The organism is Aquimarina sp. I32.4, from assembly GCF_002924285.1.
Lineage (GTDB): Bacteria > Bacteroidota > Bacteroidia > Flavobacteriales > Flavobacteriaceae > Aquimarina.
The window spans coordinates 19,438-43,614 of record NZ_PGUB01000037.1; the positions used below are offsets into that span (position 1 = coordinate 19,438).

The window sequence follows — 24,177 nt, forward strand, 5'->3', positions numbered from 1 at the left end:
TTTAAGTAACTATAACGTTTTCGGAAATTTAATTTATAGAGAAATTTCTGTAATAATTATAAAAATGAGTAGGGGGTAATTGTATAACAACATAAAATTACTCAGATTCTAATACATATTTTATAGTTTTGATAAATTTTTTTTTATGAATTATGTGATTAGAGAGGCCCAAAAACAAGATATGCCACAGGTGTTGGGACTTATTAAGGAATTGGCAGATTTTGAAAACGAACCTGATGCGGTTGAGGTAACTGTAGAAGATTTAATTGATGAAGGCTTTGGAGAGAAGGCATTATTTCATTGTATTGTGGCAGAGGTGTCAGAAGAAATCGTAGGTATTGCATTGGTATATTATCGATTTTCTACATGGAAAGGGAGAACAATTCACCTTGAAGATCTTATCGTAAAAAAGGATATGAGAGGATCGGGGATAGGAATGGCTCTTTATAAAGAAGTGATGTGCTATGCACAAGAAAAAGGAGTAAAGAGAGTAGAGTGGGTTGTCTTGGATTGGAATACACATGCTGTTGATTTTTATAAAAAAAGCGGTGCAGAAATTTTAGAAGATTGGAGAGTGGTGCAAATGGGACAAACACAGTTACATACTTTTATCAAAAAACACACATAACAAATGAGAGTTTTTAAATTTGGGGGAGCATCCGTAAAAGATGCTAATGGAGTAAAAAATGTACTCAAAGTATTGAGGAAAAAGGGATTCTCTAATCTCGTTATTGTTGTTTCTGCAATGGGTAAAACAACAAATGCTTTAGAGCAGTTGGTAGAACTGTATTGTAGCAATAATACCCTTGAACTTGAAAAAGAAATTTCTGTAATAGAGAAATATCACCAAAATATTCTGGCAACTCTTTTTGAAGATAAACAACATGCCGTTTTTAAAAAGACAGAAGGGTTATTTGCTGATATGAGAATGACTTTAAAAAGAAATAAATCTACTCAGTATGATTATATTTATGATCAAATAGTTTGTTATGGAGAATTAATTTCTACTACTATAATTAGTGAGTATTTGAATCATACAGGATATAAAAATAAGTGGTTAGATGCACGTAATTTTATAAAAACAAATACAGTTTATAGGGATGCAGAAGTAAATTGGGAGGGAACTCAAAACCTTATTTCTGATAAAGTTAATAAAAATGGGCTTAGTGTTACTCAGGGGTTTATAGGTTCTGATGATAATAATTTTACGACTACTTTGGGTAGAGAAGGAAGTGATTATACTGCAGGAATTTTTGCATATTGTTTAAATGCTGATAGTGTAAGTATCTGGAAAGATGTCCCTGGGGTTCTCAATGCAGACCCTAGAGTTTTTGATACAACAGAGTTATTATCTCATATTTCTTATGAAGAAGCTATTGAACTTGCTTTTTATGGGGCGTCTGTAATTCACCCTAAAACTATACAGCCATTACAACGTAAGGAGATTCCATTGTATGTTAAATCGTTTATTGATCCATCGAACTCAGGAACTACTGTAAAAAAGGGGCAGCCTTTAGAACCTCATCTTCCTTGTTATATTGTAAAGAAAAATCAGATTTTATTGTCACTTTCTTCCTTAGATTTCTCATTTATAGTCGAAAAAAATATTAGCGAGATTTTTAATCTTTTTCATCAGTACCACATAAAAGTGAATTTAATTCAAAATTCGGCAATCAGTTTTTCTGTATGTTTGAGTGATAAGTTTAATCATTTTGAAATACTTTTGAATACGCTTAAAGCTAAGTTTAAAGTTACGTATAATACAAATGTTTCATTGTTTACGATCAGGCATTTTACAAATGAAGCAATTGCAAGTATAGAAAAAAATAAAAATATTTTGTTAAAGCAAATAACCAGAGAGACCTATCAAATGGTTACTAGTGATTATCGAGTGTGAATTCAAGGATTTTGCTATATTTGCAGTTAGCGCAAATTGTATTTAATGCCCATAGTCACAGCAAGAGAAGTAGCCACAGGGCTCAAATTAGATAAACTTGGTTTTATAGGCACCTTTATTGGTTGGGTGATTCTAAAGATTACCCGAATATCAAAAATAAATAGACAATATGATAAACTCAGCCATTTAGAAGGATTAGAGTATATGAATAAAACCCTTGATTTATATGGGGTTAAATTTGAAATCCCTGAAGAAGATTTAAAACGATTACCAAAAGAAGGACCGTTTATTACATTGTCAAATCACCCATTAGGAGGTCTTGATGGGGGGATGTTGCTTAAATTAATGGTAGAACACCGTTCTGATTTTAAGGTTGTCGCTAATTTTTTATTAAATAGCTTTGCTCCATTAAAACCTTATATTATGCCTGTAAATCCCTTTGAGGATAGGAAACAGGTAAAATCAAGCCATAAAGGAATTAAAGAGGCTATTTTACATCTCCGAGAAGGACGACCATTAGGTATTTTTCCAGCAGGAGAAGTGTCTACTTTTAAAGAAGGAAAAAACTATGTAGACAGACCATGGGAGCCAAGTGCAATGAGGTTGGTTCAGAAAGCAAAAGTTCCTGTGATACCTATATATTTTCATGCACGTAATAGTGGGTTGTTTTATCGTTTGGCATCAATAAGTGATTTACTTAGGACTGCCAAATTACCTAGTGAACTTTTTTCGCAAGAAAATAAAATTATCAAAATACGAATTGGTAATCCTGTTTCAGTAAAAGATCAGGAAGGATATACCAATCTTGAGGATTTTACAAATTTCTTACGAAAAAAGACGTATATGTTGGCTAATCCTTTTGAGAAGAAAACACTACGAGAGTCAATACCTCAAAACCTTAAATTACCAAAATCACCTAAAGAAATAGCAGTAGAAGGAAATATTGATACGGTTGAGTCAGAACTACAATATTGTAGAGAAAATGATAAACGATTATTGGTAAGTAAGAATTACGAAGTTTTTCTGGCAAAGAAAAAGCACATTCCGAATATAGTTCATGAGATTGGTAGATTACGAGAGATTACATTTAGAGAAATCGGAGAAGGAACTAATAATTCATTGGATCTTGATCCATTTGATGAGTATTACGATCATATGTTTTTGTGGGATAATGGAGTAAAAAAAATGGTAGGAGCCTATCGTATGGGGATGGGGTCAGAGATTTATGCTAATCGTGGTATTGATGGATTTTATCTTCAAGACTTGTTTAGATTTGAGCCAGAGTTGTATAAAATGATGAGCGAATCTATTGAAATGGGTAGAGCCTTTATTATAAAAGAATATCAGCAACGACCTATGCCATTGTTTTTACTGTGGAAAGGAATTGTGCATTGTACACTTCGTTTTCCTGAGCATAAATATTTGATAGGAGGGGTAAGTATAAGTAATAAATTTAGTAATTTCTCTAAATCTCTGATGATTGAATTCATGAAATCTCATTATTATGACCCTTATGTAGCACAGTATGTGAGACCCAAAAAAGAGTTTAAGGTAAAACTGAAAGATGCAGACAAAGATTTTGTTTTTGATGAGAGTAAGAGTGATCTTAATAAGTTTGATAAAATTATTGATGAGGTAGAACCAGGAAGTCTTCGTATTCCTGTATTGATTAAAAAATACATTAAGCAAAACGCTAAAGTAGTTGCGTTTAATGTCGATCCATTGTTTAATAATGCTGTAGATGGGTTAATGTATATTCGTATTGCTGATTTACCTGATAGTACTGTAAAACCAGTTATGGAAGAGTTTCAGGCTGAATTAGAGCAGAAGTATTTTAAAAATGGTGATAAGTAAAGAGGATACTATCTCAAAAAATAAACCCTACAAGTTGTCTTTTTGCAGGGTTTGGTATTAGTGAAATCCAGATATTATATTGATGTCACTTTGGATATGTGTTTCTCTACAAAGTCTTGGCAATAATCTTTAATTTGATTTCTTGTTTTAGTAAATGCGGCATGAATTTCTTCTTCTGTTCCTTTAACTTTTGAGGGATCAAAGAAATTAAAATGTAATCGTTCTGCTTTACCTGGGAAGATAGGGCATCTTTCTTTGGCGTTATCACATACGGTAAGGATATAATCAAAAGAAATATCCAAATATTCATCGAGGTGATTTGATGTGTGGTCAGAAATATCAATAGCATCATCTGCCATTATAGTGATTGCTTTAGGGTTTACACCATGAGTTTCAACGCCAGCACTATAAATAGTTGCTTTTTCTTTTGCAAAATGTTTTAGATACCCTTCTGCTATTTGACTTCTACAGGAATTACCTGTGCATAAGACTAAAATATTCATAAGTTATTTTTTTAGTGGTTTTGTGTTAAAAAACATGATCGTTGTGGTTGTATTATATAATGTTACTTCTTCGTTCTAAAATAGTATTATCATGCCAGATACCATTTAGTTGTGCAATTTTTTTCCGATACCCTACTATTCGAAATCCTAAAGAGGTGTGTAGTGAGATGCTAGCTTTATTTTGACTGAATATTCCAGCTTGTAAAGTCCAGATCCCTGCATTTTCACTTTTTTCTATTACTTTAGACAAAAGTAATTTACCTATGCCTAAACCTCTATATTTTGATGTTATGTAAATGCTAATTTCTGTTACACCTTGATACACTTTTCTTTTTGAAGCAGGAGATAGTGCAACCCACCCAGCAATACAATTATCAATAGTTGCCTTGATTCTACATGATTTTATATGAGAAATATCCCAATTTTTCCATGTAGGAACTTTAGTTTCAAAAGTGGCAATACCTGTATCGATTCCTTCCTGATAAATGGCAGAGATTGGTGGCCAATCCTCCTTTGTGATTTTTTTTATTTTGATAGAGGTATTCATTAGCAACAACCACTACTAGGTGCACAAGTTTCGGCTTGCACAGTATTTGTTTCAGGAACTCCACAAGCTTCTTTTGCTTTACAATCTGTTAGATTTACAGCTAGTTTAAGTACCAATTGATTTTCTTTGATTTCAAAATCAGTGATGTGTAAATGTGCAGTATGAAACATTGCATTACCATATTCTATTTTTACAACAGCCCCCATTTCATATGTTTTCATGGTTCCAACTTTTCTTAGTATTCCCAGTGCTTTATTTGTATTCATGTAATCGGGTTTGCCTAGTTCTTCTGGACTTTCCCAAAGTTGGATTATAGTTTCTTTCCATGAATCAGTACGAGCACCGCAGTCTACAGCCTCTACGGTAATATGTTTTACTTCTGTAATGTGATAGTTAGTTCCTACCAGCATTCCTGTGGTGTATTCAAACAGTAGTTGCTTGTCTTGATGCTCAGCTAATAATGATATAAAATCTGATGTATTCATAGTTATAATAATTAAATAGGTTTAACAACAATTCTTTTTGGTGGTATTAAAAAATGAGTTTAGATCTTTTTGTATAGCATTCCATCGATCAATATCAATACAATAGCATATACTTTTACCTTCGATCTCACCTTTGAGTAATCCAATACTCTTAAGTTCTTTGAGGTGTTGTGATATGGTTGCTTGAGCCAGTCCAATCTCCTCTACTAGATCATTACAAATACAAGTATTTTGTTTGCTTATGTATTGTAGTATGGCAATTCGTGCTGGATGACCTAGTATTTTGCAAAATTGTGCAAGCTCGTTTTGATGTTCATCAAATATTTGTGTTTTGGTAATACCCATTTTTTCGTATTTTAATATTGCAATATTACGATAATAAAATAATATAAAAAAGCCAAAAGCATTTTTTTGCATTCTGGCTTTATGATATTATTAGAACCAAGGCTTTCTACCTACTTGATATGTTTGGTAAAACTCTTCGTCTGATTTGGTTAGATAAATAATTCCTTCTATTAATCCAATAAAAGAACCGATACCACAAGTAACAAAGGTTATAACGATTTGAATTATTCCTTCTTTGGTGTATCCGAGCATAAATTTATGAACTCCAAAGCAACCTACTACAATAGCAAGTATACCAGCTAGCATCTTTTTGTTTTCGGTAGAATTGACAATCTCTTTTGCCTCATCAACCATATCATTAGCAGTTTCTTTTGCTTCATTAGCAAAATCTTTGGCAGCTTCTGCTGCCTCTTCTGCTCCTTTTTTGATATCATCTCCTAAGTTGTTGTTTTCTTCACTCATGGTACACTATAGTTTATTATATTTTTGAGAAAATTACAAAATTATTAATTAAAAATCCGAGAGGGGGGAATAATATTTATTGAGATATATCTTTTATGGCTGATTGATAGTACGATGTCTTATTTTTTTATAAATCATATTTATTGTTATATTTGGTTATAACTAATTAAATAAATCTATATGAATTGGTATTTAAAAGCTTTAAAAAACTATGCTGGATTTTCTGGAAGAGCCAGGCGTAAAGAATATTGGATGTTTTTTCTCTTCAATATTATCATTATGTATGGATTAATGATTCTTGCAGCGGTTCTAGAAATAGGCCTTTTAGCTACGCTTGGTAGTATCTATGCTTTAGCAACACTTGTACCTAGTATTGCTGTTGCAGTACGTAGAATGCATGATGTAGATAAGGAGTGGTGGTATGCTCTTATTCCTATCTATAATATTGTTCTTGCGGTTACAGAAGGAACAAAGGGAGACAATCAATATGGTTCTGATCCAAAGGCAGGTGGCTCTGAAGAGTAATTTGTTCTAAATTATAATACAGAAAAGGTTGGTTGTTCCAACCTTTTTTTATGGTAAAAAAACTTTGTCGACAGGCTCCCAGAGTTCAATTTTATTTCCTTCGGGATCCAAGATCCATCCAAATTTACCATACTCATATTCTTCTACCTTATCAATTACAGTCACTCCTTCTTTTTTTAACGTCTCAAGAAGTTTAATTAAATTTTCTACTCTAAAATTCATCATAAACTCTTTCTTGCTAGGAGTAAAATAATCAGTATCCTCTTTAAAAGGGCTCCATTGGGTTGAGCAATCGTTACCTTCTTGATCTTTCCACCAAAATGTACACCCGTAATCATCTGTATTAAACCCTAGGTGATTTTTGTACCATTGTTTTGTTTTTTTTGGATCTGTGGTTTTAAAAAATATTCCACCAATTCCAGTTACTCGCTTCATAGTTTGTTTTTTTATAGTGTTAATGGTCTTTTTTATAAATGATTATTTCTTTTTAATTTGAGACTCATAAAGATCTATCCATGCTTTGGGTGTCATTTTGGAGGCTAATTCTCCAATTAGTTTCATAGGGATTGTATCTATTTTTTTAAATCGAATACAGCTTTTACCCATATCTAATTTTGTCGTTACATACTTGGGGTATTCTGTAACAAACCATTTCATTAAACTTGGGTCTGCATAGATACCACTATGATATATCGCAATAAAATTCTTTTGAGAAGCTATATTCATAAAAGGTAGTGGTAATTTTGGATCACAATGATATCCATCTGGATACATACTATGTGGCACTACATATCCTATCATACCATAACTGATCTCTTCAGAAAATCCTTTTGGTAGATTGTCTTTGATTACTTTTCTAAGAGTGTTCATGGGGCCTTTTCTCTCTTCAGGAATAGCATCTATGTACTCATCTGGTGTTTTTGCCTTGTATTGCATATTTACAGGGTATTTTTTAATTATTTCTCATTGGTTTACGTTGTAGTATTAATGCTGAAATTAATGAAATTATAAATCCAATAAGAAAGACAGTGGTAAACATTAATAAAAAACTCATAAATCTATTTGAAAACAATTTTTTTTGAGTCTCTAATTCTGCTAGTTTGATTTGTAGTTCCGCTTCTGGAAGAGTATTTTGCATCTGTTCTTCATAATGTGTATAGTATTCTGTTATAAAATCTGGATTAATATACTTGATATAAATCATATCTAATAGGCCAAATACCAAGGCAGCAATTAAAGCAATTAATACTCCAATAAGAAATCCTTTCTTAAAAGAAACGATACCATTGTTTTCTTTATCACGAAAATGTTTTATTCCAAAAAAAATAAACAGTAAGGCAACAATTAGACCTGCATACCCAATTACCTCTTGGATAGAGTAGTTTAGGTTTTTTCCTAAATACCATCCTACAATTGAGAGTGTGCATATTGTTAATGCGCTTTGCGATCCATAGCGTATTATTGTGTTTTTCATTTTAGGTGTATTTTATAAAGTTAAACCCAAAAATAAATTTAGAAAGCTGGATTGTACTCATACTAAAGTATGAATTTCATACTAATTCTAGTAAGGAGAGGCTTATAATGGTATAATTTTGAGTTTTTTAGCAATTTGTACTGCTTGTGTACGACGCTTAGCATTTAATTTTACCAATAGATTAGAAACGTGTGTTTTTATAGTACTCTCTGAAACATAAAGTTGATGAGCTATTTCTTTATTAGATAACCCTTCGGCAACTTTACACAGTACTTCATGCTCTCGATTACTGATGCCTAATTCATCTATTTTAGCTTGATTTATTTCTTGTGAACTTACTGTTATAGAGTGTGAGGTTTTTTTACTGATTACACTTCCTATGATAAAGAACACAACAGCAATCGTAGCAATTACAAATTGCATAGATACGTCTTGACTGATAAGATGATACTTATTTATTTGAAAAATAGCTAGTAATGCAATAATAAGAGAGGTGAAAATAAAAATAGTTTTCTTCACTCTATAAAGTTAGCAAAATTGTGATTTGTTTTGAAAACAAACTGCCTTGAGATAAATCTACGAAGTATTCGTTTGGAGCGAACCTTTAATTTCGAAGCTAGTTTCAGAGGGTTAAAATCTCACTTAGTGAGTAAATTGATTTCGTTGGTAATGTTTTCTTTGGCTTGGGATTCAAATCTGGTGTAGAAATAATCTGTTTTAAATATTTTGGGCATACTAATAAAATGATGTAGAATTTTGATGCGTCCTTTGTTATACATGAAATCTGGATAATATTTATATTCTTTTCTAATGTTTTCAAAGTATGTTTGATAGCTTCTCCAATCGCTGCCTAATATTGATAAATCTGCATCGGTAAAATAATTAATATCTTTTTTTGCAGAGATATTATGCCCCTTTGTAGCCAATATAATATCTGAACATAGAGTTGCTCTTTGTTTGTTTGTTGATAATTCTTGTAGTGTTTTTAAAGCTTTTTTGGCACTTTTCTCTTCATTATTGTGTTTGTGTACATTATAAATGAAATCATGATAAAATAAAGCAAACAGTATAATATCCCAATCTTCGATATCATTTTTTACTTGATTTAGATTGCTGTAAAGATGGTAAAGGTGAGAGAGATTGTGGTAATGTCTGTTGGATTTGGAGTGCTTCTTTTCAATTTCATTCCATAGAGAGGTTATGTATTCAGTATTATTTGAATACTTAGTGGCTAAGGAAATGAAAATATCTTTTAACAAAATTCTGTTTTAATTTTATCTACAATAGTTTGTGCTAACTTTTCTTTGGATTCGACTGTCCAGCCAGCTACATGTGGGCTTAGAATTACATTACTCATTTTTAGAAGCTCATTGAATTCTGTGGGAATCTCTTTATCAGAGGAGAATAGGTTTTCAAAAGATGATTTTTCATACTCCAGAACATCGAGACCAGCACCTAGAATTTTGCCCGTATTTATCGCCTTAACAAGATCAGAGGTAATCACACTTTTTCCACGAGCAGTATTAATGAGCCAAAATGGTTTTTTAAACTTGTTTATAAAACTTGTGTTAATCATACCAATTGTTTTAGGAGTTTCAGGAGTGTGTAAGCTTAGAATATCTGTTTTTTCATAGAGTTCTTGAATGCTTACTTGGGTGGCATCACTGTTTTCTACATCTTCTCGAATATCGTAGCAGATAATTTCTACATTAAAACCACGTAATTTTCTAGCAAAAGCTCTGCCCATATTTCCATATCCTATGATACCAAGGGTTTTGCCATCTAGTTCAACACCGCGATGTTCCTCTCTAAGCCATTGTCCTTTTCGTACACTTTGATCTCCATTGTTTAATTTGTTGAATAAAGATAAGATCATTCCTAGGGCGTGTTCTCCAACAGCATTGCGGTTGCCTTCTGGAGCATTGTATAACTTAATACCTAGTTTTGTGGCATAATCAATATCAATATTTTCCAATCCAGCACCTACTCGGCCAATAAATTTTAGTTTTTTGGCTTTGTCAAGAAAAACTTTGTCAATTGCAAATCTACTTCTAATAATGATACCATCATAAGTATGAATAATCGTTTCAATATCTTTTTTGGAAGCTGTGTAATTTTCATCGTTTTGAAATCCTGCTTCCTTAAGTTGATTGATAAGTAGAGAGTGATTTGTGTCCAGATGGAGTATTTTCATAGGTTTTATATTGATATTCAAAATTAAGGATTAATAATTGTATTTGCTATGGCTATTACTAGAAAGGTGGTATAAGAATGTGTTTATTCTATTATAAAGAGGAACATCAAACAGATTGAATTTCTAATAGGCGTTTGTGTTTTTTAGTGTGGTAAATGCCTTTTTTCAAAAAGTCATATTATATGGGCTTTATTATTTTTTGATATGTAAAAGGTGTTCTTAAAACGATCTATTCTGATTCTCTTTTTATGGGTAATATCGAAGGAGTTAATGTTTTATCCAGAAAATGCAAAGCCAGATAAAGGGGGCAGGCAGGGGTAGATCTATCTTTATGCGGGTGTGACTGTAAAGGAACTGTTGTAGGCCCTGCGTACTGTCATAAATACATAGTTTGTCCACAGGATCATACTTGCTAAGAAGGTTCCTGATAACTCAAGAACTAATTCTATGGGTTGGACTGGTTAGAAGACTGTAAAACTCTGCTGTTTTATTATTTTTTTGATCATGTTCGATCCAGTCGAAGTATATTTTTCTTTATTAAAATCCTAAAATAAGTTTTGCTATATAGAAGAATAAGAAGATTCCAAAAATATCATTACTTGTAGTAATAAAAGGTCCTGTGGCAATTGCAGGATCAATTCCTTTTTTGTCTAAGATAATCGGAACAAATGTGCCAATTAGAGCTGCTACTATAATGACACTCATAAGTGCTATGGCAATGGTTATGCTAAAAGAAATTTCATATTGCATAATAAAACCAAAAATAATAATCAGTAAAGCAAGTGCAATACCATTGATAAGACTAAGGCTTACTTCTTTTAGTAATCGACTTAATAGGCTTCCCTTTACCGCATTATTTGCAAGCCCTTGAACAATAATAGCAGAAGATTGAACACCAACATTGCCTGCCATTGCAGCAATTAATGGCGTATAAAAAAAGAGATCTCTGATTTTTGGATTAGCCATTACATTTTCAAAACCTTGCATAATAAATACACTTCCTAATCCACCAAATAATCCCAAAATTAACCAAGGCAATCTTGCTCTGGTTAATTCCCAAACATTATCATCCGCTTCTACATCTTGTGATATACCAGCGGCTAATTGATAATCTTTTTCTGCCTCATCTTTAATAAAATCGACAATATCATCAATTGTTACGCGTCCTACAAGAACACCTTCTCTATCTATTACAGGGATCGCTTCGAGATCATATTTTTGCATAATGCGAGCTACTTCTTCACCTTCTGTGTCAACATCTACATAATCTACTTTAGGAATGTATACTTCGCTGATATGTGTTTTTGCGGGCGCTGTAAGTAGATCTTTTAGGGATAACCTACCTTTTAATTTTCCTTCTTTATCTATAACATAAATAGAATGTACTCGGGTAACACTTTCTGCTTGACGTCGCATTTCACGAACACAGCCCGCAACAGTCCATGTTTCTTTTACTTTTACTAGTTCTTTGGCCATTAAACCACCTGCTGTATCCTCATCATAAGCAAGTAACTCTTTGATGTCCTCTGCGCGTTTTTCGTCACCTATTTCTGCGATTACTTTTTCTGCACGATCATCAGGTAGTTCTGCAACAACATCAGCAGCATCATCAGAGTCCATCCCTTCTAACTCTTCTGCAATTTCTTTTACAGAAAGATTTTCAAGAATACGTTCACGAAAATCTTCTTCCAGCTCCATAAGAGCTTCAGAAGTTTTCTCACTATCTAGTAATTTAATAAGATAAGTGGCTTGTGTAAGGTTGAGTTCACTAATGATTTCTGCAACATCCGCAAAGTGTAATTCACTGAGCATGTTACGCAGTTGGGTGTCACCAGTATTTTGGATAAGATGTTTTACCTTTTCTATAAATTCAGTAGAAATCTGAAACTGCATATACTGATTGATTTAGTGATCCCTTGTTCAAATGCTCACAAAGATAGCCAAAGAATTTAATTGAGCTTTATGGTTGTACTAAAACCCTTAAGATGGTAATTTCTCAATAAGTTGAGTTAATTCTATAAATTGATCTACGGTTAATTGTTCTGGGCGTAAAGCAAATAGTTCTAACGTTCTGATTTCTTCTGGTAGCTGAAAAGATTTAAGGCTATTTCTTAAAGTTTTACGACGTTGTCCGAAAGCAGTTTTTATAACTCGTAAAAACAATTTTTCATCGCAAGAAAGCGTGTATTCCTTTTTTCTTATTAAACGCAATACACCACTATCTACTTTTGGAGGAGGATTAAAAACATCTGGAGGAACAGTAAAAAGGTATTCAGCATCATAGAATGCTTGTGTAAATACAGAAAGAATACCGTATGTCTTGCTCCCTTCTTTTGCACATATACGTTGCGCAACTTCTTTCTGAAACATTCCTGTGAATTCAGGGATTCTAGATCTGTTTTCAAGTGTTTTAAAAACGATTTGAGAAGAAATGTTGTATGGAAAATTACCAGTTATTGCATATTGCTCGTCAGAAAATATTTTATTGAGATCAAATCTCAGAAAATCTGCTTCTATTACCTCGAATGTGTTATTTCTTTTTAAGGTATTGTTGTGTTCAAGTTGGAAATTGGTGTTGAGGTATTCAATAGATTCACTATCTAAATCCATAGCAAGTACATGCAACTCTTTTTGGAGTAAGTATTTGGTGAGTACTCCCATTCCTGGGCCAATCTCAATCACATTTTTATATCCTTGAAGCGTAAGAGTATCTCCAATTTTTTTTGCAACCTCTTCATCTTTTAAGAAATGTTGCCCTAAATACTTTTTTGCTTTTACCGCAGTTTTTTCAGAAGAACGCGAGTAAGCAGTGCCTTGTTTTCTATTTTTCTTGGACTTTGCCATTTATTAATATTCGCTTACAATTTCTAGTTCTGTTCTAAATGCTACAAACTTGCCTGCAAAACGTTCAGAGGTAGCTCTGAGACGATTGGCATCTTCATCATAATATTTTTGTAAGATTTCTTTGCTTTTTGTTGTATATTGTATAGAGTAGGTAAGGCCTCCCATTTCTTCATCTACCAAAACTTTACTCATTAATGCTTTAGTGAATTTTCCTGTAGATAACATATCAGGAATATGTTCTTTCTTCATCCAATGCAACCATTCATCATGAATAGTTTCGTCTATATTTATAGTAACATTATATATGTGCATTATATACGTATTGTGTTTGAGTTATGAATGTGCAAATTTACAAAGAAGCATAAACCTGAGTATAATCATTTTAAAAAAATGAAATTCTAATTTATTGTATCCCCTCTAAGCGCTCTATACTTTTTTCTGGCTTCTACAAAGAAAATGCTATCTGCATGATTAAAAATGATTTTTTCATATAACTCCTTAGCTTTTTCAGGTTCACCTAATTGATTTACATATAGTTCAGCGAGCCAATAGTAAGCATCGTCAACCAAAATATCATCACGATAAAATTCTATTATTTTCAGGTAGTTAATTTTTGCTTTTTCATATTGCTTTTCTTCTTCAAATAGCTTTGCCTGCTGTAAAAAAGCTTCATCTTCAATTTTTTCGCCTTTATGTTGTGTTAAGATGATTTCGTACTTTGAGATTGCCTCTTTATTTTTGTTTTGAAAGGCTAATAGATCCGCTTTTGCAAAAATCTTTAAGGCTGTTTGAGTAGAATCCTCTTGAGAGTTATCACTAATGATAAGGCTTAGTTCCATAGCATCATTGGCTATCAATTGAGAAGTAGAAGATTTTAATACATCTAATTGTGTTTGCGCCCAAGCAAAGTCACCTTTGTAATAACTTGTTTTGGCAACTTTAAATCTAGCATCTTGAGCAAGAAAGTTGTTTTTTAAAGCGTTTTGTACTTGAGTATAATAAATTAAAGCTTGATTGAATTTTTGATCTAGTACAAGAATATCAGCAATTTTCATTTTTATACGAGAAGATTGAAATCTTGAAAGGCGTTCTCTTTCTAGTATTTCTTTTAAAAATTGAATAGCTTCTTGTTTTTTGTCTTGATCAAACGCCATAAAATGTGCATAATCGACTTGTAAGCCTATTGTTTCTCTGGATTTTCCGTATTCTTCAAATACAGTATTGTATTGTTCAACAATGGTCTTGTGTTCTTTTTTGGTAGCATTGTCTACTTTTGCTTTTAAAATTATTTTATGAGCAGTAAGTTTCATGTCTTTTGAGGCAGGAGTTTGCAGAATATAGTTTAATATTTCTGTAGCAGATTTGATATCTTTTTCTGATATAGCAATTCTGGCAAGACCAATAATGCCTTCTGGACCTTCCTCTTTTCTTCGATAAATAGCCTTTTCTTGTATGAATGCTTTTTTAAATTCCTTTTGTTGTACAAAAAGCCAGCTTAGCATCTCATTATAGAGAATGTCTGGGTTTTGCTGTAATTTTTTGATGAGTAGTTTTCTGAAAATTAAATTGGCTTCATTGCTGGAATCTTCTGTTATATAATCACCAAAATTTCTCCGTACGATGTTTTTATAATTGGGTTGTTGTTTTAAGAGATCCAAATAGCTATCAAACATTTTTTCAAGCTTACCTTGTTCTCCATATATTTTAGCTAATTGCACATTAAAATTGGCAAGAGGATTGTGTATCATCCCTTTTTCATAGATCAAAGCGGCTTCATCTAATAAACTATATTTTTCAAAATTCTGTGCTAGAGAGTATGCGTGGTTTTTCTTGTATTTACTATATGTTTCTATCGCTTTATTATAATATGTACGTGCTTCCTCTTTTTTTCCTTGAAGGTCATAGTGGTGCCCTAGCTCAACAAAAATTTGCGCGTTATGAGGGGTCTCTTCTACTTTTTTTTTTAAGATTTTCTCAGCTTCTTCGAATCGTTCTAATTGCTGATATACTTCTGCCAGTCCTAGAAGGTAACTGGTTCTACTTGGTTTTTTTGAATATAATTTTTTGTATACAGAAAGAGCTTTCTCATATTGACCTTGTTGTATATAATTTTTGGCCAATAACTCTGATTGAGCAAAGGTCAAAAAAGAAGATAGCAAAGCAATATAGAAAAAGGTAAAACGCATTTTTTAGCAAGTTTTATGTAAATATAACTTTTAAGTTACAAAGAAACTAAAACGTCAAGCTTTAGTTTCTTTGTAAAGAAGTTTAAAAAAATATTTTTTTAAAAACTATAAACCAGCATTTTTCCTTTTAAATTATGATTAATCGATGTATTCAAATCCACAGTATGGGACTAATACATCAGGGATTTTAATGCCTTTTGGTGTTTGGTAATTTTCTAGAATACCTGCAAGTACTCGAGGTAATGCAAGTGAGCTTCCGTTAAGAGTGTGAGCTAATTGATTTTTGCCATTTTCATCTTTGAAACGAAGCTTTAGTCTATTTGCCTGGTATGATTCAAAATTAGATACAGAGCTAATTTCAAGCCAACGATCTTGTGCGGTTGAGAATACCTCAAAATCATACGTTAAGGCAGATGTGAATCCGATATCTCCTCCGCAAAGCCTTAGAATACGGTAAGGTAATTTAAGCTCTTTGAGGATATCTTTTATATGATCTACCATACCGTCTAAAGCTGAATATGAATTTTCTGGCTTCTCTATCCGTACAATTTCTACTTTGTCAAATTGATGTAGACGATTTAAACCACGCACATGTGCTCCATAAGAACCTGCTTCTCGTCTAAAACATGGAGTGTACCCAGTACAGCAGATAGGTAGATTATTTGCCGTTAGAAGTTCATCTCGAAACATATTGGTTACAGGTACTTCTGCAGTGGGAATAAGATATAAATCATCTCCTGTTACATGATACATTTGTCCTTCTTTGTCTGGTAATTGCCCTGTTCCATATCCTGAAGCTTCATTTACGAGGTGAGGTACTTGATATTCTTTGTACCCTGCCTCAGTGTTTTTATCTAAAAAATAACTGATCAGAGCTCTTTGTAATCGAGCGCCTTTTCCTTTGAAAACAGGAAAGCCTGCTCCAGTAATTTTTACCCCTAGCTCAAAATCAATAATATCGTATTTTTTGGCTAATTCCCAATGAGGTAGTGCTCCTTCTTCTAGTTTTGGGATATCTCCTTCACGATACACTTCTTCATTATCTTCATCACTCTGTCCATTTGGTACAGAGTCATGAGGGATATTCGGAATAGTATATAATAATTGTATTAATTTTTCTTGTATCTCTGTAAGTTCAGCAGATAATTGCTTAGAAGTGTCTTTTAGTTGTGCTGTTTTCTCCTTTAGTAAATTTGCTTTTTGCTGCTCACCATTCTTAAATAAGACTCCAATTTCTTTAGAATACTTATTGGAATCAGCCAATGTATTATCCAATTTAGCTTGAGTGTCACGTCGATTTTTGTCAAGGTCAATAACTTCTTCTAAAACAGGAGCTGCATCAAAATTTCGTTTTGCCAAAGCTTTGATGTAAACTTCTTTATTTGCTAAAATATTCTGTACTAATAACATGGTGTGTTTTTTATATGATGTGCACTATTTTTTTGTTGTCTTTTGTCGTGCTGTAAAGGCAAATTTAAATAAAAGTGTGATGTATAGGTCTAGTTCTATTACGAATTTTAAGAAATTTGTTTAAGAAGCTTCTTAAATGGAGGGGGGAATATTAATTATATAGGGATTTCTATATTGACAACAGTTCCTCTAAGAAGGGTAGAGTCAATAAATATATTGCCAGATAATGAGCTTAGGCGGTTTTTGATATTTTTGAAACCAATTCCTTCAACAATTTTATTGGTATCAAAACCTACTCCATCATCCTCAAAGAGCAACTGTATTTGATCTTTGTAATGATTGAGGTATATATCAATATTTTTAGCTTTGGCGTGTTTCAAACAATTGGTTAATAGTTCTTGTATGATTTTAAATAGTTCTTCTTTGATGGTAGTATCTATTTGATCAATTTGGTTTTCGGGATAGGGATGAAATGATATAGATTGCTTGCTGCCACTGGTTACATTATTGATGTACTCTTTTATTAATGCAGTAATTGGATTTTTTTGAAATTTTTTTGGAGTTAAATTGTGTGAGAAATCTCGTACCTGATTATAGGTTTCATCAAGCTGTTTTATGATGTTGTCTTGTTGCTTATTGATATTAGAAGTGTTAGAGAGTTGTAACTTTATACTTGCTAGGTTACCTCCTATGCCATCATGAAGCTCTCGTGCCAATCGTTGACGTTCTTTATCTTGTCCTTCCATCGTAGCTTTGATCAAGTTAAGTTCTTGATCTTTCATGAGTCCGTATACTTTTTGAGTATTTACTTCTTCCTGAGACTTATTGAGGGCTATTTGTGTTTTTAGCTTCTGAAAATACATAATTAGTAAACCAATAATAGGGAGTAAAATAATAAGAAAACCAATTAAGAAAGCCTGTTTGATTGTTCGTTGCCTTTTAATTTCAATTTCTTTTACCAGCTGTTCCTCTTTAAGAGCAAGTATTACTTTCTCTTTTTGAAGTGTTTGGTACTTAATTTCTAATTCTTTTGTGGCTTTTTTATTTTGTTTTGTTATAATCTGATTAGAGACGCCAACATATTGAGTCATTAATCCATAGGCATTTTTATAATTTTTTTGGTCTACATATAGGTTTTTGAGCATAGAGATCACCTTTTTTTGTAATTCTAGACGTCCCCATTGTACAGCATTCATATATGCAGTATTTATGACCATTTCTGCAGTGTCGTATTGCTCTAATTTGTAGTACACACGACCAATGTGATATACAGCATCTATATATAGATCATAAAAGTGATTTTTTTTTGCTTCTTCTTTTATAGGTACAAAGTAATCCATTGCTTCTTGAATTTTGCCATGAAAAAAATCTATTTTTCCTAAGTTCATTTGAGCTTCTAGACTTATTCTATTAGGAATATCATTAGGAATACTCTCTATAACATCTAAGTAATAGAAAGATGCTTTTTCAGTACTTTTTTGATTAAAATAGATATCCCCCAGAAATTTCTTAGCAAGGATTATTGTCTCTTTGTCTTTTGTCTCTTCAATACAAGATTCAAAAATAGGAAGTGCATTTTCATAATTACCTTGTTTAAGATATACAATACCTAATCCTAGTTGATGTTTGTAATGCATAGTTCGCATTTCCTGGACAGGAGAGATAGCAATTCCTTCCAGAAAGTATTTCATTGCTGCATCATAAAGTTCATTTTTAAGTTTCCCCCAGCCTATAATATTATTTGCTTTGGATAAGTATAGTTGCTTATCTGAATTATTTTCTTTTAGGGTTTCTTTTTTTAGGAGTTCTCCATAATGAGTAATAGAATCAGTGTTTCCAGCTAGTAAGTGGATTTTTGCTATTTTGGTAATGAGTTGTAATCTGGTAGTATGATTAGTGCTTGAGTGTAGCTCTTGGTACAAGCTACTGTCTACAGTATTGGGAATGAACCCAAAGAATGAGAAAGAGGTGGTGTCTTGATCTTCTTGGCTATATATAGAAGTAGAAGATACTATAAGTATGGCTAATAAGCCTTTTATCATATGTTGGTACATTGATAATGATTTTTGCAGGATCAAAAAAAAGTTGTGCATAAAATTAAGATGCGTGATTTGACTTAAAACCGTATTCCAATGATGATAAGTGTTACAAAATTACATAAGGTTTTGCAATGGAAGGCTATAAGTGCTTAAAAATATAAAAATAGAAAGTTTTTTGTAAAAAAGATATATTAATTAGTTGGTGCTGTTTTTTCGTATTTAATAATCCATGGATTGGTAGTAAAGTAGTTCCATGGTGTGTTGGCAAGATCTGTTTCGGGGTCTATAAATAATTTGCGCTTTTTTCCGTTGATAGATATTTGGCTATTTACATAAACTGCGATATCTTTTTCTTCGGCAGCATATTCTTTCTTTAGATGTTGTGCAAATTGCCACATAGCATCTGGTTTAGAGGATACAAGTCGTAATTGTTTTTTTGTGAGATATTTTTTTTTATTGATTAATTGCTTTTGTGCTTTGGGGTCATTTTTGTCTAAAATGTAAAAGCTTGTAATTCCAGATCGACCTCTTAGCATCATACGCCAGCTCATTCTATGACCCTCTTCTGTCCAGAGTACATCTCCTGGTATAACCCAATGACGAAGAGGAAGTAGAATTTGTATACTAAACCATAGTATCATAATTAGAAATAGCGGCTTGCTATATGTTGGAGTTTTTACTTCTGCACGGGTATAAAACTCTTTCTTTTTCATAAAAACACGATGTATTGTTTCTTGGGAAAAGAAAAAAACAGTGAACGCTAAAGATAGATATGGGAATATTCCTATTTGAAAAACAATAGAATTAAATATATGAAAAAACACACTAAAAAAAAATGCTGCTAATCGCGTTCTTTTCCATAATAAAAGGGGAACAATCAAGAGATCAAATAAAATTCCGAAATAGGCAATGAATATATGGGTCCAATTTTTTTGTAATATTGCTCCTACTATGGGGTAATTTGCTCTTCCTATCATTAGATTTTTGGCGACCGTAAAGTCTAGCCAATCTGGATATAGTTTGGCAACAGATGCATATGTATAAACAATCCATAATTGAGCAATGATAATTAGTACACACCATCTAGGCATAGATATTTTCTTGATAGTTGGGTTTTGCTTAGCATCGAGAGAAAAATAATTTCCCGCAGGTAGTATACTCATAAGTATGCAAAGCAGTAGTAAAAGGTAATAATGATTGTTGTATGATGATTTTTGCATAAAATATACTCCAGCCCACATTATAGTGAAGCTAATCATACTCCATCGATATTTATAACCGATCATTACGAGCAGTCCAAAAAGTCCCATAACGGCAAAATAGTAATACATGCCATTACCTGGTAGAGGTTGTAAGAAGTTGAAACCAATAAAATTAAAAGTAAATTGAGGTTCAACAAGTGCGCGTGATACCCAGCCTGTAAAGATGGCACCTATAGCTTCAGCAGCGATAAGGAATCCAAAAAAAACTCTAAATATTATAAGGGCACTATTATCAATATGAGTAAACAACCAACGATTGATCATACTAATGAGTTTATATAATTGCGAGAAAAATCTTCATCATGTTGCATTGCATTTTGTAGCTCATCAATAGAATCAAATTTTTTCTCATCTCTAATACGTTTCAGTAGTTGGATTTGAATTTTTTTGTCATACAGGTTAAAAGTAGCATCAAAAAAATGAGTTTCAATTGTTTGTTGAGTCCCATTTACTGTAGGGTTTGTGCCTATATTCATCATTCCGAAATAGGTTTTGTTGTCAATACATGATTTTACAATGTAGACTCCATTTTTAGGGATTAACTTATAGGTTTCTTCGATATGTAGATTTGCTGTGGGGAAGTTTAATTTTCTTCCTAGTTCTTTTCCTTTTACTACAGTGCCAGTAAGCATAAATTCATACCCAAGATAGGTGTTGGCTTTGATAATGCTTCCTTGCGATAATGCTTCTCTTATTTTAGTAGAGCTTACAGCGACATCGTCAATATCTTGTTTAGAGATTTCTTCTACAGTAAAATCTTTTTGTACACCATAAGATGCAAGATCTGTGATGTTGGAGTTACGATTGCGTCCAAATCTATGGTCGTATCCTATGATCACGTGTCTTACATTAAGACATTCAACTAGCATTTGTTGCACGTACTCTCCTGCGGTAAGGCGAGAGAACTCTTTGGTGAATGGGTGAATGACTAAGCTAGAAAGGCCTGTTTGTTTTAGAATTTGTATACGTTCATCTATGGTATTGATGAGTTTAATTCCTGAATCCTGTTGTAAAACCATTCTTGGATGGGGGAAGAAGGTGAGAATTACTGATTCTAAACCGTTGTTTTTGGCACTTTCTACTAGACGTTCTATTATTTTTTTGTGGCCAATATGTACACCGTCAAAAGTGCCTATGGTTACTACAGAAGGTATAGATTTTTCGTATGTTTTGGCGTCGGTATAACGTTTCATCTGTTCTTTTTTTTATGTATGCCAGATAAAAAATCGCCAGTGGGCATTATGATTAGCATGAATTGTATTATTAAAGCTTATTTCCAGAAGGGAAATTTAAAGCGATTGTAAAAATAAAAAATAGTTCTGAGACATTTCTTTATTTTCCGTTAAAGGTATTCATTGTGTTAGCGGTTCCTGCGGTGGCAAATGATTTGATTAATTCAATTCCTTTGTCTAATCGCTCTGGCATTGCTGTTTCTTCATCAAGGTTCCATTCTCCCAAAACATAATCTACTTGTCTGCCTTTGTTGAATTCATCTCCTACTCCAAATCTAAACCTACAATACTTAGAGGTTTGTAGTTGGTTTTCGGTATCTTTTAAGCCGTTATGGCCGCCTGCACTACCTTTGGTTTTGAGTCTGATAGTGCCAAAAGGAAGGTTGATATCATCTGTGATGACTAAAAGATTTTCTATAGGTATTTTTTCTTTACCTAGCCAAAATCGAATAGCTTTTCCGCTAAGATTCATATAGGTATTTGGCTTGAGTAGAATGATCGTTCTTCCTTTGTGTTTATAAGTGGTGAGATCGCCTAGTTTTTGGGTTTCAAAAGAAAGCGCTTCTTTTTTTACTAAAGCATCTAGAATCTTGAAGCCAATATTGTGACGGGTGTTATGATATTTTGGACCAATATTACCAAGCCCAACAACAAGAAATTTTTTCATGAGATCTTCTTGAGTTTCTTTTGTTTTTTGTTTTGAAAATAATTTTTTAATTATCGAAAACATGTTATTTTTATTTCCGAGAGGAATAGGGTGACTTTTTTTGCTATCTTGAATTACATCTAAAAAGGTTGCAAAAGATATAGTATGATAACCCCGTTCTTTATATTTAAGTACATAAGGAGTTCCTCTAAAATTTGTGTAAAAATAAAAAAAGCATTCTGAACTCAATTCAGAATGCTTTTATATTCTATTAAAACCTGTAGGATTATGCTTCTGCTGCAGGAGCTTCTGCACCTTCAGTGGCGCCTTCTGCTGCACCTTCAGTTTCTTCTTCTTCTTCTTCTACCGCAGTACGAGAAGTTTTAACCATACAAACAACTGTATTGTCTGGGTGTAGGATAGTGAAGTCGTCACTAGCTAAATTGGTAACATATAGTTTGTTTCCGATTTTTAGCTCAGAGATATCTCCTTCTAAAACGTCTGGCAATTTAGATGCTAGACCTTTTACTTTAATACGTCTTAGGTTATAACGTAGTACCCCTCCATTACGAACACCACGAGAACTTCCTACTGTTTTGAAAGGAATCTCCATAGTAATTGGCTTGTCATCAAAAATTTCTATAAAATCAATATGTAAAATTTTATCAGTCACTGGGTGAAATTGAATATCCTGTAGGATTGCATTCACTGTAGTACCATTATCCAACGCAATAACCACGGTATGAACGTCTGGAGTGTACACTAAGTTTTTGAAAGCAATTTCTGGTGCTGCAAAGTGTATAATAGTGTCTCCACCGTAAATTACACAAGGAACCTGTCCAGCATTACGTAAGGCTTTTGTTGCTTTCTTGCCTACGCTTTCTCTTTGAGATGCATTGATTGTTAATGATTTCATTTTTTTAAAAATATTAATTAGTATTTACTACATTATAAAGTTAGAACTGATCGACTGGTTGTTATGAACTTTACTCATCACATCTGCAAATAAATCTGCACAGCTTACAACTCTGATTTTATTACTTTTTTGTTTTAGAGGAATAGAATCTGTTACGATTAATTCTTCTAGTTTAGAATTTTCTAATCGCTCATATGCATTACCAGAAAGAATAGGATGGGTGCAAATAGCTCTTACACTTTTTGCTCCTCTCTCGATCATCAAATCTGCCGCTTTGGTTAGGGTTCCTGCTGTGTCTACCATATCATCTACGAGTACAACATTTTTTCCTGTAACATCACCAATGAGCTCCATGTGCGAAATAATATTGGCTTTTGCTCTCTGTTTATAGCATATTACTACATCACTTTCTAAAGCTTTAGAATAAGCATAAGCTCTTTTCGAGCCTCCCATATCAGGAGAAGCAATAGTAAGGTCGCTTAGGTTTAATGATTGTAAGTAAGGTAGAAAAATTGTAGATGCAAATAAATGATCTACTGGTTTTTCAAAAAATCCTTGAATTTGATCTGCATGCAAATCCATTGTGATGATTCTTGTCGCTCCTGCTGTTTCAAGCATTTTAGCAATTAATTTTGCTGCAATTGGTACTCTAGGTTTATCTTTTCTATCTTGACGTGCCCATCCATAATAAGGTATTACGGCAGTGATATGTCGTGCTGAAGCCCTTTTTGCAGCATCAAGCATTAATAATAACTCCATCAGATGATCTGAGCTAGGATTGGTAGATCCAATGATAAAAACTCTGGATCCTCTTACAGATTCTTCAAAAGAAGGTTGAAATTCACCATCACTATAAGTTGAGGTAATGACTTTACCCAGTTTAGCGCCATAGGCAGCTACTATTTTTTCTGCGAGCTCTGTACTCTGATCACAAGCAAAAAACTTTGCTTCTGTAACTCCAATTGGCATACTGTAAATTATTGTTTTGTAATGAGTTGAAATTAATTCTAAAAAAATAAGGTGCAAATTTAGAAATTTATTTTCACTCTATTGCTTTATTTTATTACTTATTTACTGGTGAGAAAGGAATATTTTATTAATTTTGCTGTCTCAATATGCTCGAGTGGCGGAACTGGTAGACGCGCTGGATTCAAAATCCAGTTCTTTCGGGAGTGTGGGTTCGATTCCCACCTCGAGTACTTGACGGGACAACTCCTTATTTTTAGGTGTTGTCCCGTTTTTATTTGAGTTAAAATTATTTGATAATGAAGGGATTACAGCAAATAGTGAATTTACTCGATTGGTTCGATAACGGTCATTTTTGTAATCAAAGATGATTCCTTCTGGAAATACAAG

Annotated in this window: 26 protein-coding genes and 1 tRNA gene; 5 read left to right on the top strand and 22 right to left on the bottom strand. The window is 32.9% G+C overall.

The genetic code is table 11. From position 1 onward, the window contains the following. The first annotated feature begins 145 nt into the window (after positions 1–145). The 3 genes from CVD18_RS10220 to CVD18_RS10230 are packed head-to-tail and all read left to right on the top strand — an operon-like array spanning position 146 to position 3,751. Positions 146–628, top strand: coding sequence for a GNAT family N-acetyltransferase (locus CVD18_RS10220; protein ID WP_103865348.1), 483 nt, complete (start codon positions 146–148; stop codon positions 626–628). 3 nt (positions 629–631) lie between these two features. Continuing rightward, on the top strand, positions 632–1,897 hold the full coding sequence (locus CVD18_RS10225) for an aspartate kinase (protein ID WP_103865349.1): 1,266 nt from the start codon (positions 632–634) through the stop codon (positions 1,895–1,897). A 45-nt stretch (positions 1,898–1,942) separates the two neighbouring features. Continuing rightward, on the top strand, positions 1,943–3,751 hold the full coding sequence (locus CVD18_RS10230; RefSeq protein WP_103865350.1) for a lysophospholipid acyltransferase family protein: 1,809 nt from the start codon (positions 1,943–1,945) through the stop codon (positions 3,749–3,751). 74 nt (positions 3,752–3,825) lie between these two features. On the opposite strand, the gene CVD18_RS10235 is transcribed toward CVD18_RS10230, so the two are convergent. The 5 genes from CVD18_RS10235 to CVD18_RS10255 all read right to left on the bottom strand — a co-directional run bounded on the left by CVD18_RS10235 (position 3,826) and on the right by CVD18_RS10255 (position 6,093). Beyond that, positions 3,826–4,254 (bottom strand): arsenate reductase ArsC, encoded by a 429-nt coding sequence (locus CVD18_RS10235; RefSeq protein WP_103865351.1) that lies wholly within the window; start codon positions 4,252–4,254, stop codon positions 3,826–3,828. Between the two features lie 52 nt (positions 4,255–4,306). After that, positions 4,307–4,801: a GNAT family N-acetyltransferase gene (locus CVD18_RS10240; protein WP_103865352.1), complete on the bottom strand. Its 495-nt coding sequence runs from the start codon at positions 4,799–4,801 to the stop codon at positions 4,307–4,309. Beyond that, positions 4,801–5,286, bottom strand: coding sequence for a DUF6428 family protein (locus CVD18_RS10245; protein ID WP_103865353.1), 486 nt, complete (start codon positions 5,284–5,286; stop codon positions 4,801–4,803). Before CVD18_RS10245 ends, CVD18_RS10240 begins: the two co-directional genes overlap by 1 nt. A gap of 21 nt (positions 5,287–5,307) precedes the next feature. Next, on the bottom strand, positions 5,308–5,631 hold the full coding sequence (locus CVD18_RS10250) for a helix-turn-helix transcriptional regulator (protein ID WP_103865372.1): 324 nt from the start codon (positions 5,629–5,631) through the stop codon (positions 5,308–5,310). Positions 5,632–5,721: 90 nt separating this feature from the next. Continuing rightward, the gene (locus CVD18_RS10255) at positions 5,722–6,093 is read right to left on the bottom strand and encodes a TM2 domain-containing protein (protein WP_103865354.1); all 372 of its coding nucleotides are present in this window, start codon (positions 6,091–6,093) and stop codon (positions 5,722–5,724) included. Positions 6,094–6,273: 180 nt separating this feature from the next. Between CVD18_RS10255 and CVD18_RS10260 the strand changes: the two genes are divergently transcribed. After that, a complete protein-coding gene (locus CVD18_RS10260; protein WP_103865355.1) occupies positions 6,274–6,618 on the top strand; it encodes a DUF805 domain-containing protein in 345 nt (114 codons plus the stop codon). A gap of 48 nt (positions 6,619–6,666) precedes the next feature. On the opposite strand, the gene CVD18_RS10265 is transcribed toward CVD18_RS10260, so the two are convergent. The 17 genes from CVD18_RS10265 to CVD18_RS10345 form a co-directional block, all read right to left on the bottom strand. Continuing rightward, on the bottom strand, positions 6,667–7,053 hold the full coding sequence (locus CVD18_RS10265; RefSeq protein WP_103865356.1) for a VOC family protein: 387 nt from the start codon (positions 7,051–7,053) through the stop codon (positions 6,667–6,669). Between the two features lie 42 nt (positions 7,054–7,095). Then, entirely contained in the window at positions 7,096–7,554 is a 459-nt protein-coding gene (locus tag CVD18_RS10270) for a DUF1801 domain-containing protein (RefSeq protein WP_103865357.1), read from the bottom strand. Between the two features lie 16 nt (positions 7,555–7,570). Further along, positions 7,571–8,092, bottom strand: a complete 522-nt coding sequence (locus CVD18_RS10275) for a DUF4199 domain-containing protein (protein WP_103865358.1) — start codon at positions 8,090–8,092, stop codon at positions 7,571–7,573. Between the two features lie 102 nt (positions 8,093–8,194). Continuing rightward, entirely contained in the window at positions 8,195–8,611 is a 417-nt protein-coding gene (locus CVD18_RS10280; RefSeq protein ID WP_103865359.1) for a response regulator transcription factor, read from the bottom strand. Positions 8,612–8,730: 119 nt separating this feature from the next. Beyond that, on the bottom strand, positions 8,731–9,351 hold the full coding sequence (locus CVD18_RS10285; protein ID WP_103865360.1) for a hypothetical protein: 621 nt from the start codon (positions 9,349–9,351) through the stop codon (positions 8,731–8,733). After that, positions 9,345–10,286 carry a 2-hydroxyacid dehydrogenase gene (locus CVD18_RS10290; protein WP_103865361.1) on the bottom strand — a complete coding sequence of 314 codons (942 nt, stop codon included), beginning with the start codon at positions 10,284–10,286 and terminating at the stop codon, positions 9,345–9,347. Before CVD18_RS10290 ends, CVD18_RS10285 begins: the two co-directional genes overlap by 7 nt. A gap of 537 nt (positions 10,287–10,823) precedes the next feature. Then, positions 10,824–12,179, bottom strand: a complete 1,356-nt coding sequence (gene mgtE / locus CVD18_RS10295) for a magnesium transporter (RefSeq protein ID WP_103865362.1) — start codon at positions 12,177–12,179, stop codon at positions 10,824–10,826. Between the two features lie 87 nt (positions 12,180–12,266). After that, a complete protein-coding gene (gene rsmA, locus CVD18_RS10300) occupies positions 12,267–13,130 on the bottom strand; it encodes a 16S rRNA (adenine(1518)-N(6)/adenine(1519)-N(6))-dimethyltransferase RsmA (RefSeq protein WP_103865363.1) in 864 nt (287 codons plus the stop codon). Positions 13,131–13,133: 3 nt separating this feature from the next. Then, a complete protein-coding gene (locus tag CVD18_RS10305; protein ID WP_103865364.1) occupies positions 13,134–13,442 on the bottom strand; it encodes a DUF4286 family protein in 309 nt (102 codons plus the stop codon). A gap of 86 nt (positions 13,443–13,528) precedes the next feature. Beyond that, a complete protein-coding gene (locus CVD18_RS10310; protein ID WP_103865365.1) occupies positions 13,529–15,316 on the bottom strand; it encodes a tetratricopeptide repeat protein in 1,788 nt (595 codons plus the stop codon). A 138-nt stretch (positions 15,317–15,454) separates the two neighbouring features. Continuing rightward, positions 15,455–16,726, bottom strand: coding sequence for a serine--tRNA ligase (gene serS / locus CVD18_RS10315; protein ID WP_103865366.1), 1,272 nt, complete (start codon positions 16,724–16,726; stop codon positions 15,455–15,457). A gap of 155 nt (positions 16,727–16,881) precedes the next feature. Further along, entirely contained in the window at positions 16,882–18,780 is a 1,899-nt protein-coding gene (locus CVD18_RS10320) for a histidine kinase (protein WP_158250426.1), read from the bottom strand. A gap of 176 nt (positions 18,781–18,956) precedes the next feature. Then, positions 18,957–20,291, bottom strand: coding sequence for an HTTM domain-containing protein (locus tag CVD18_RS10325; RefSeq protein ID WP_103865368.1), 1,335 nt, complete (start codon positions 20,289–20,291; stop codon positions 18,957–18,959). After that, complete coding sequence (locus CVD18_RS10330; RefSeq protein ID WP_103865369.1) at positions 20,288–21,220, bottom strand: bifunctional riboflavin kinase/FAD synthetase; 933 nt, start codon at positions 21,218–21,220, stop codon at positions 20,288–20,290. The genes CVD18_RS10325 and CVD18_RS10330 overlap by 4 nt, the downstream gene beginning before the upstream one ends. Before the next feature lie 139 nt (positions 21,221–21,359). After that, positions 21,360–21,989 (bottom strand): aminoacyl-tRNA hydrolase, encoded by a 630-nt coding sequence (gene pth, locus CVD18_RS10335; protein WP_199185068.1) that lies wholly within the window; start codon positions 21,987–21,989, stop codon positions 21,360–21,362. A 202-nt stretch (positions 21,990–22,191) separates the two neighbouring features. Next, on the bottom strand, positions 22,192–22,821 hold the full coding sequence (locus tag CVD18_RS10340) for a 50S ribosomal protein L25/general stress protein Ctc (RefSeq protein WP_103865370.1): 630 nt from the start codon (positions 22,819–22,821) through the stop codon (positions 22,192–22,194). Between the two features lie 27 nt (positions 22,822–22,848). After that, a complete protein-coding gene (locus tag CVD18_RS10345; protein WP_103865371.1) occupies positions 22,849–23,790 on the bottom strand; it encodes a ribose-phosphate pyrophosphokinase in 942 nt (313 codons plus the stop codon). A gap of 148 nt (positions 23,791–23,938) precedes the next feature. Between CVD18_RS10345 and CVD18_RS10350 the strand changes: the two genes are divergently transcribed. Further along, a tRNA-Leu gene (locus CVD18_RS10350) sits at positions 23,939–24,020 on the top strand. Positions 24,021–24,177 lie beyond the last annotated feature (157 nt).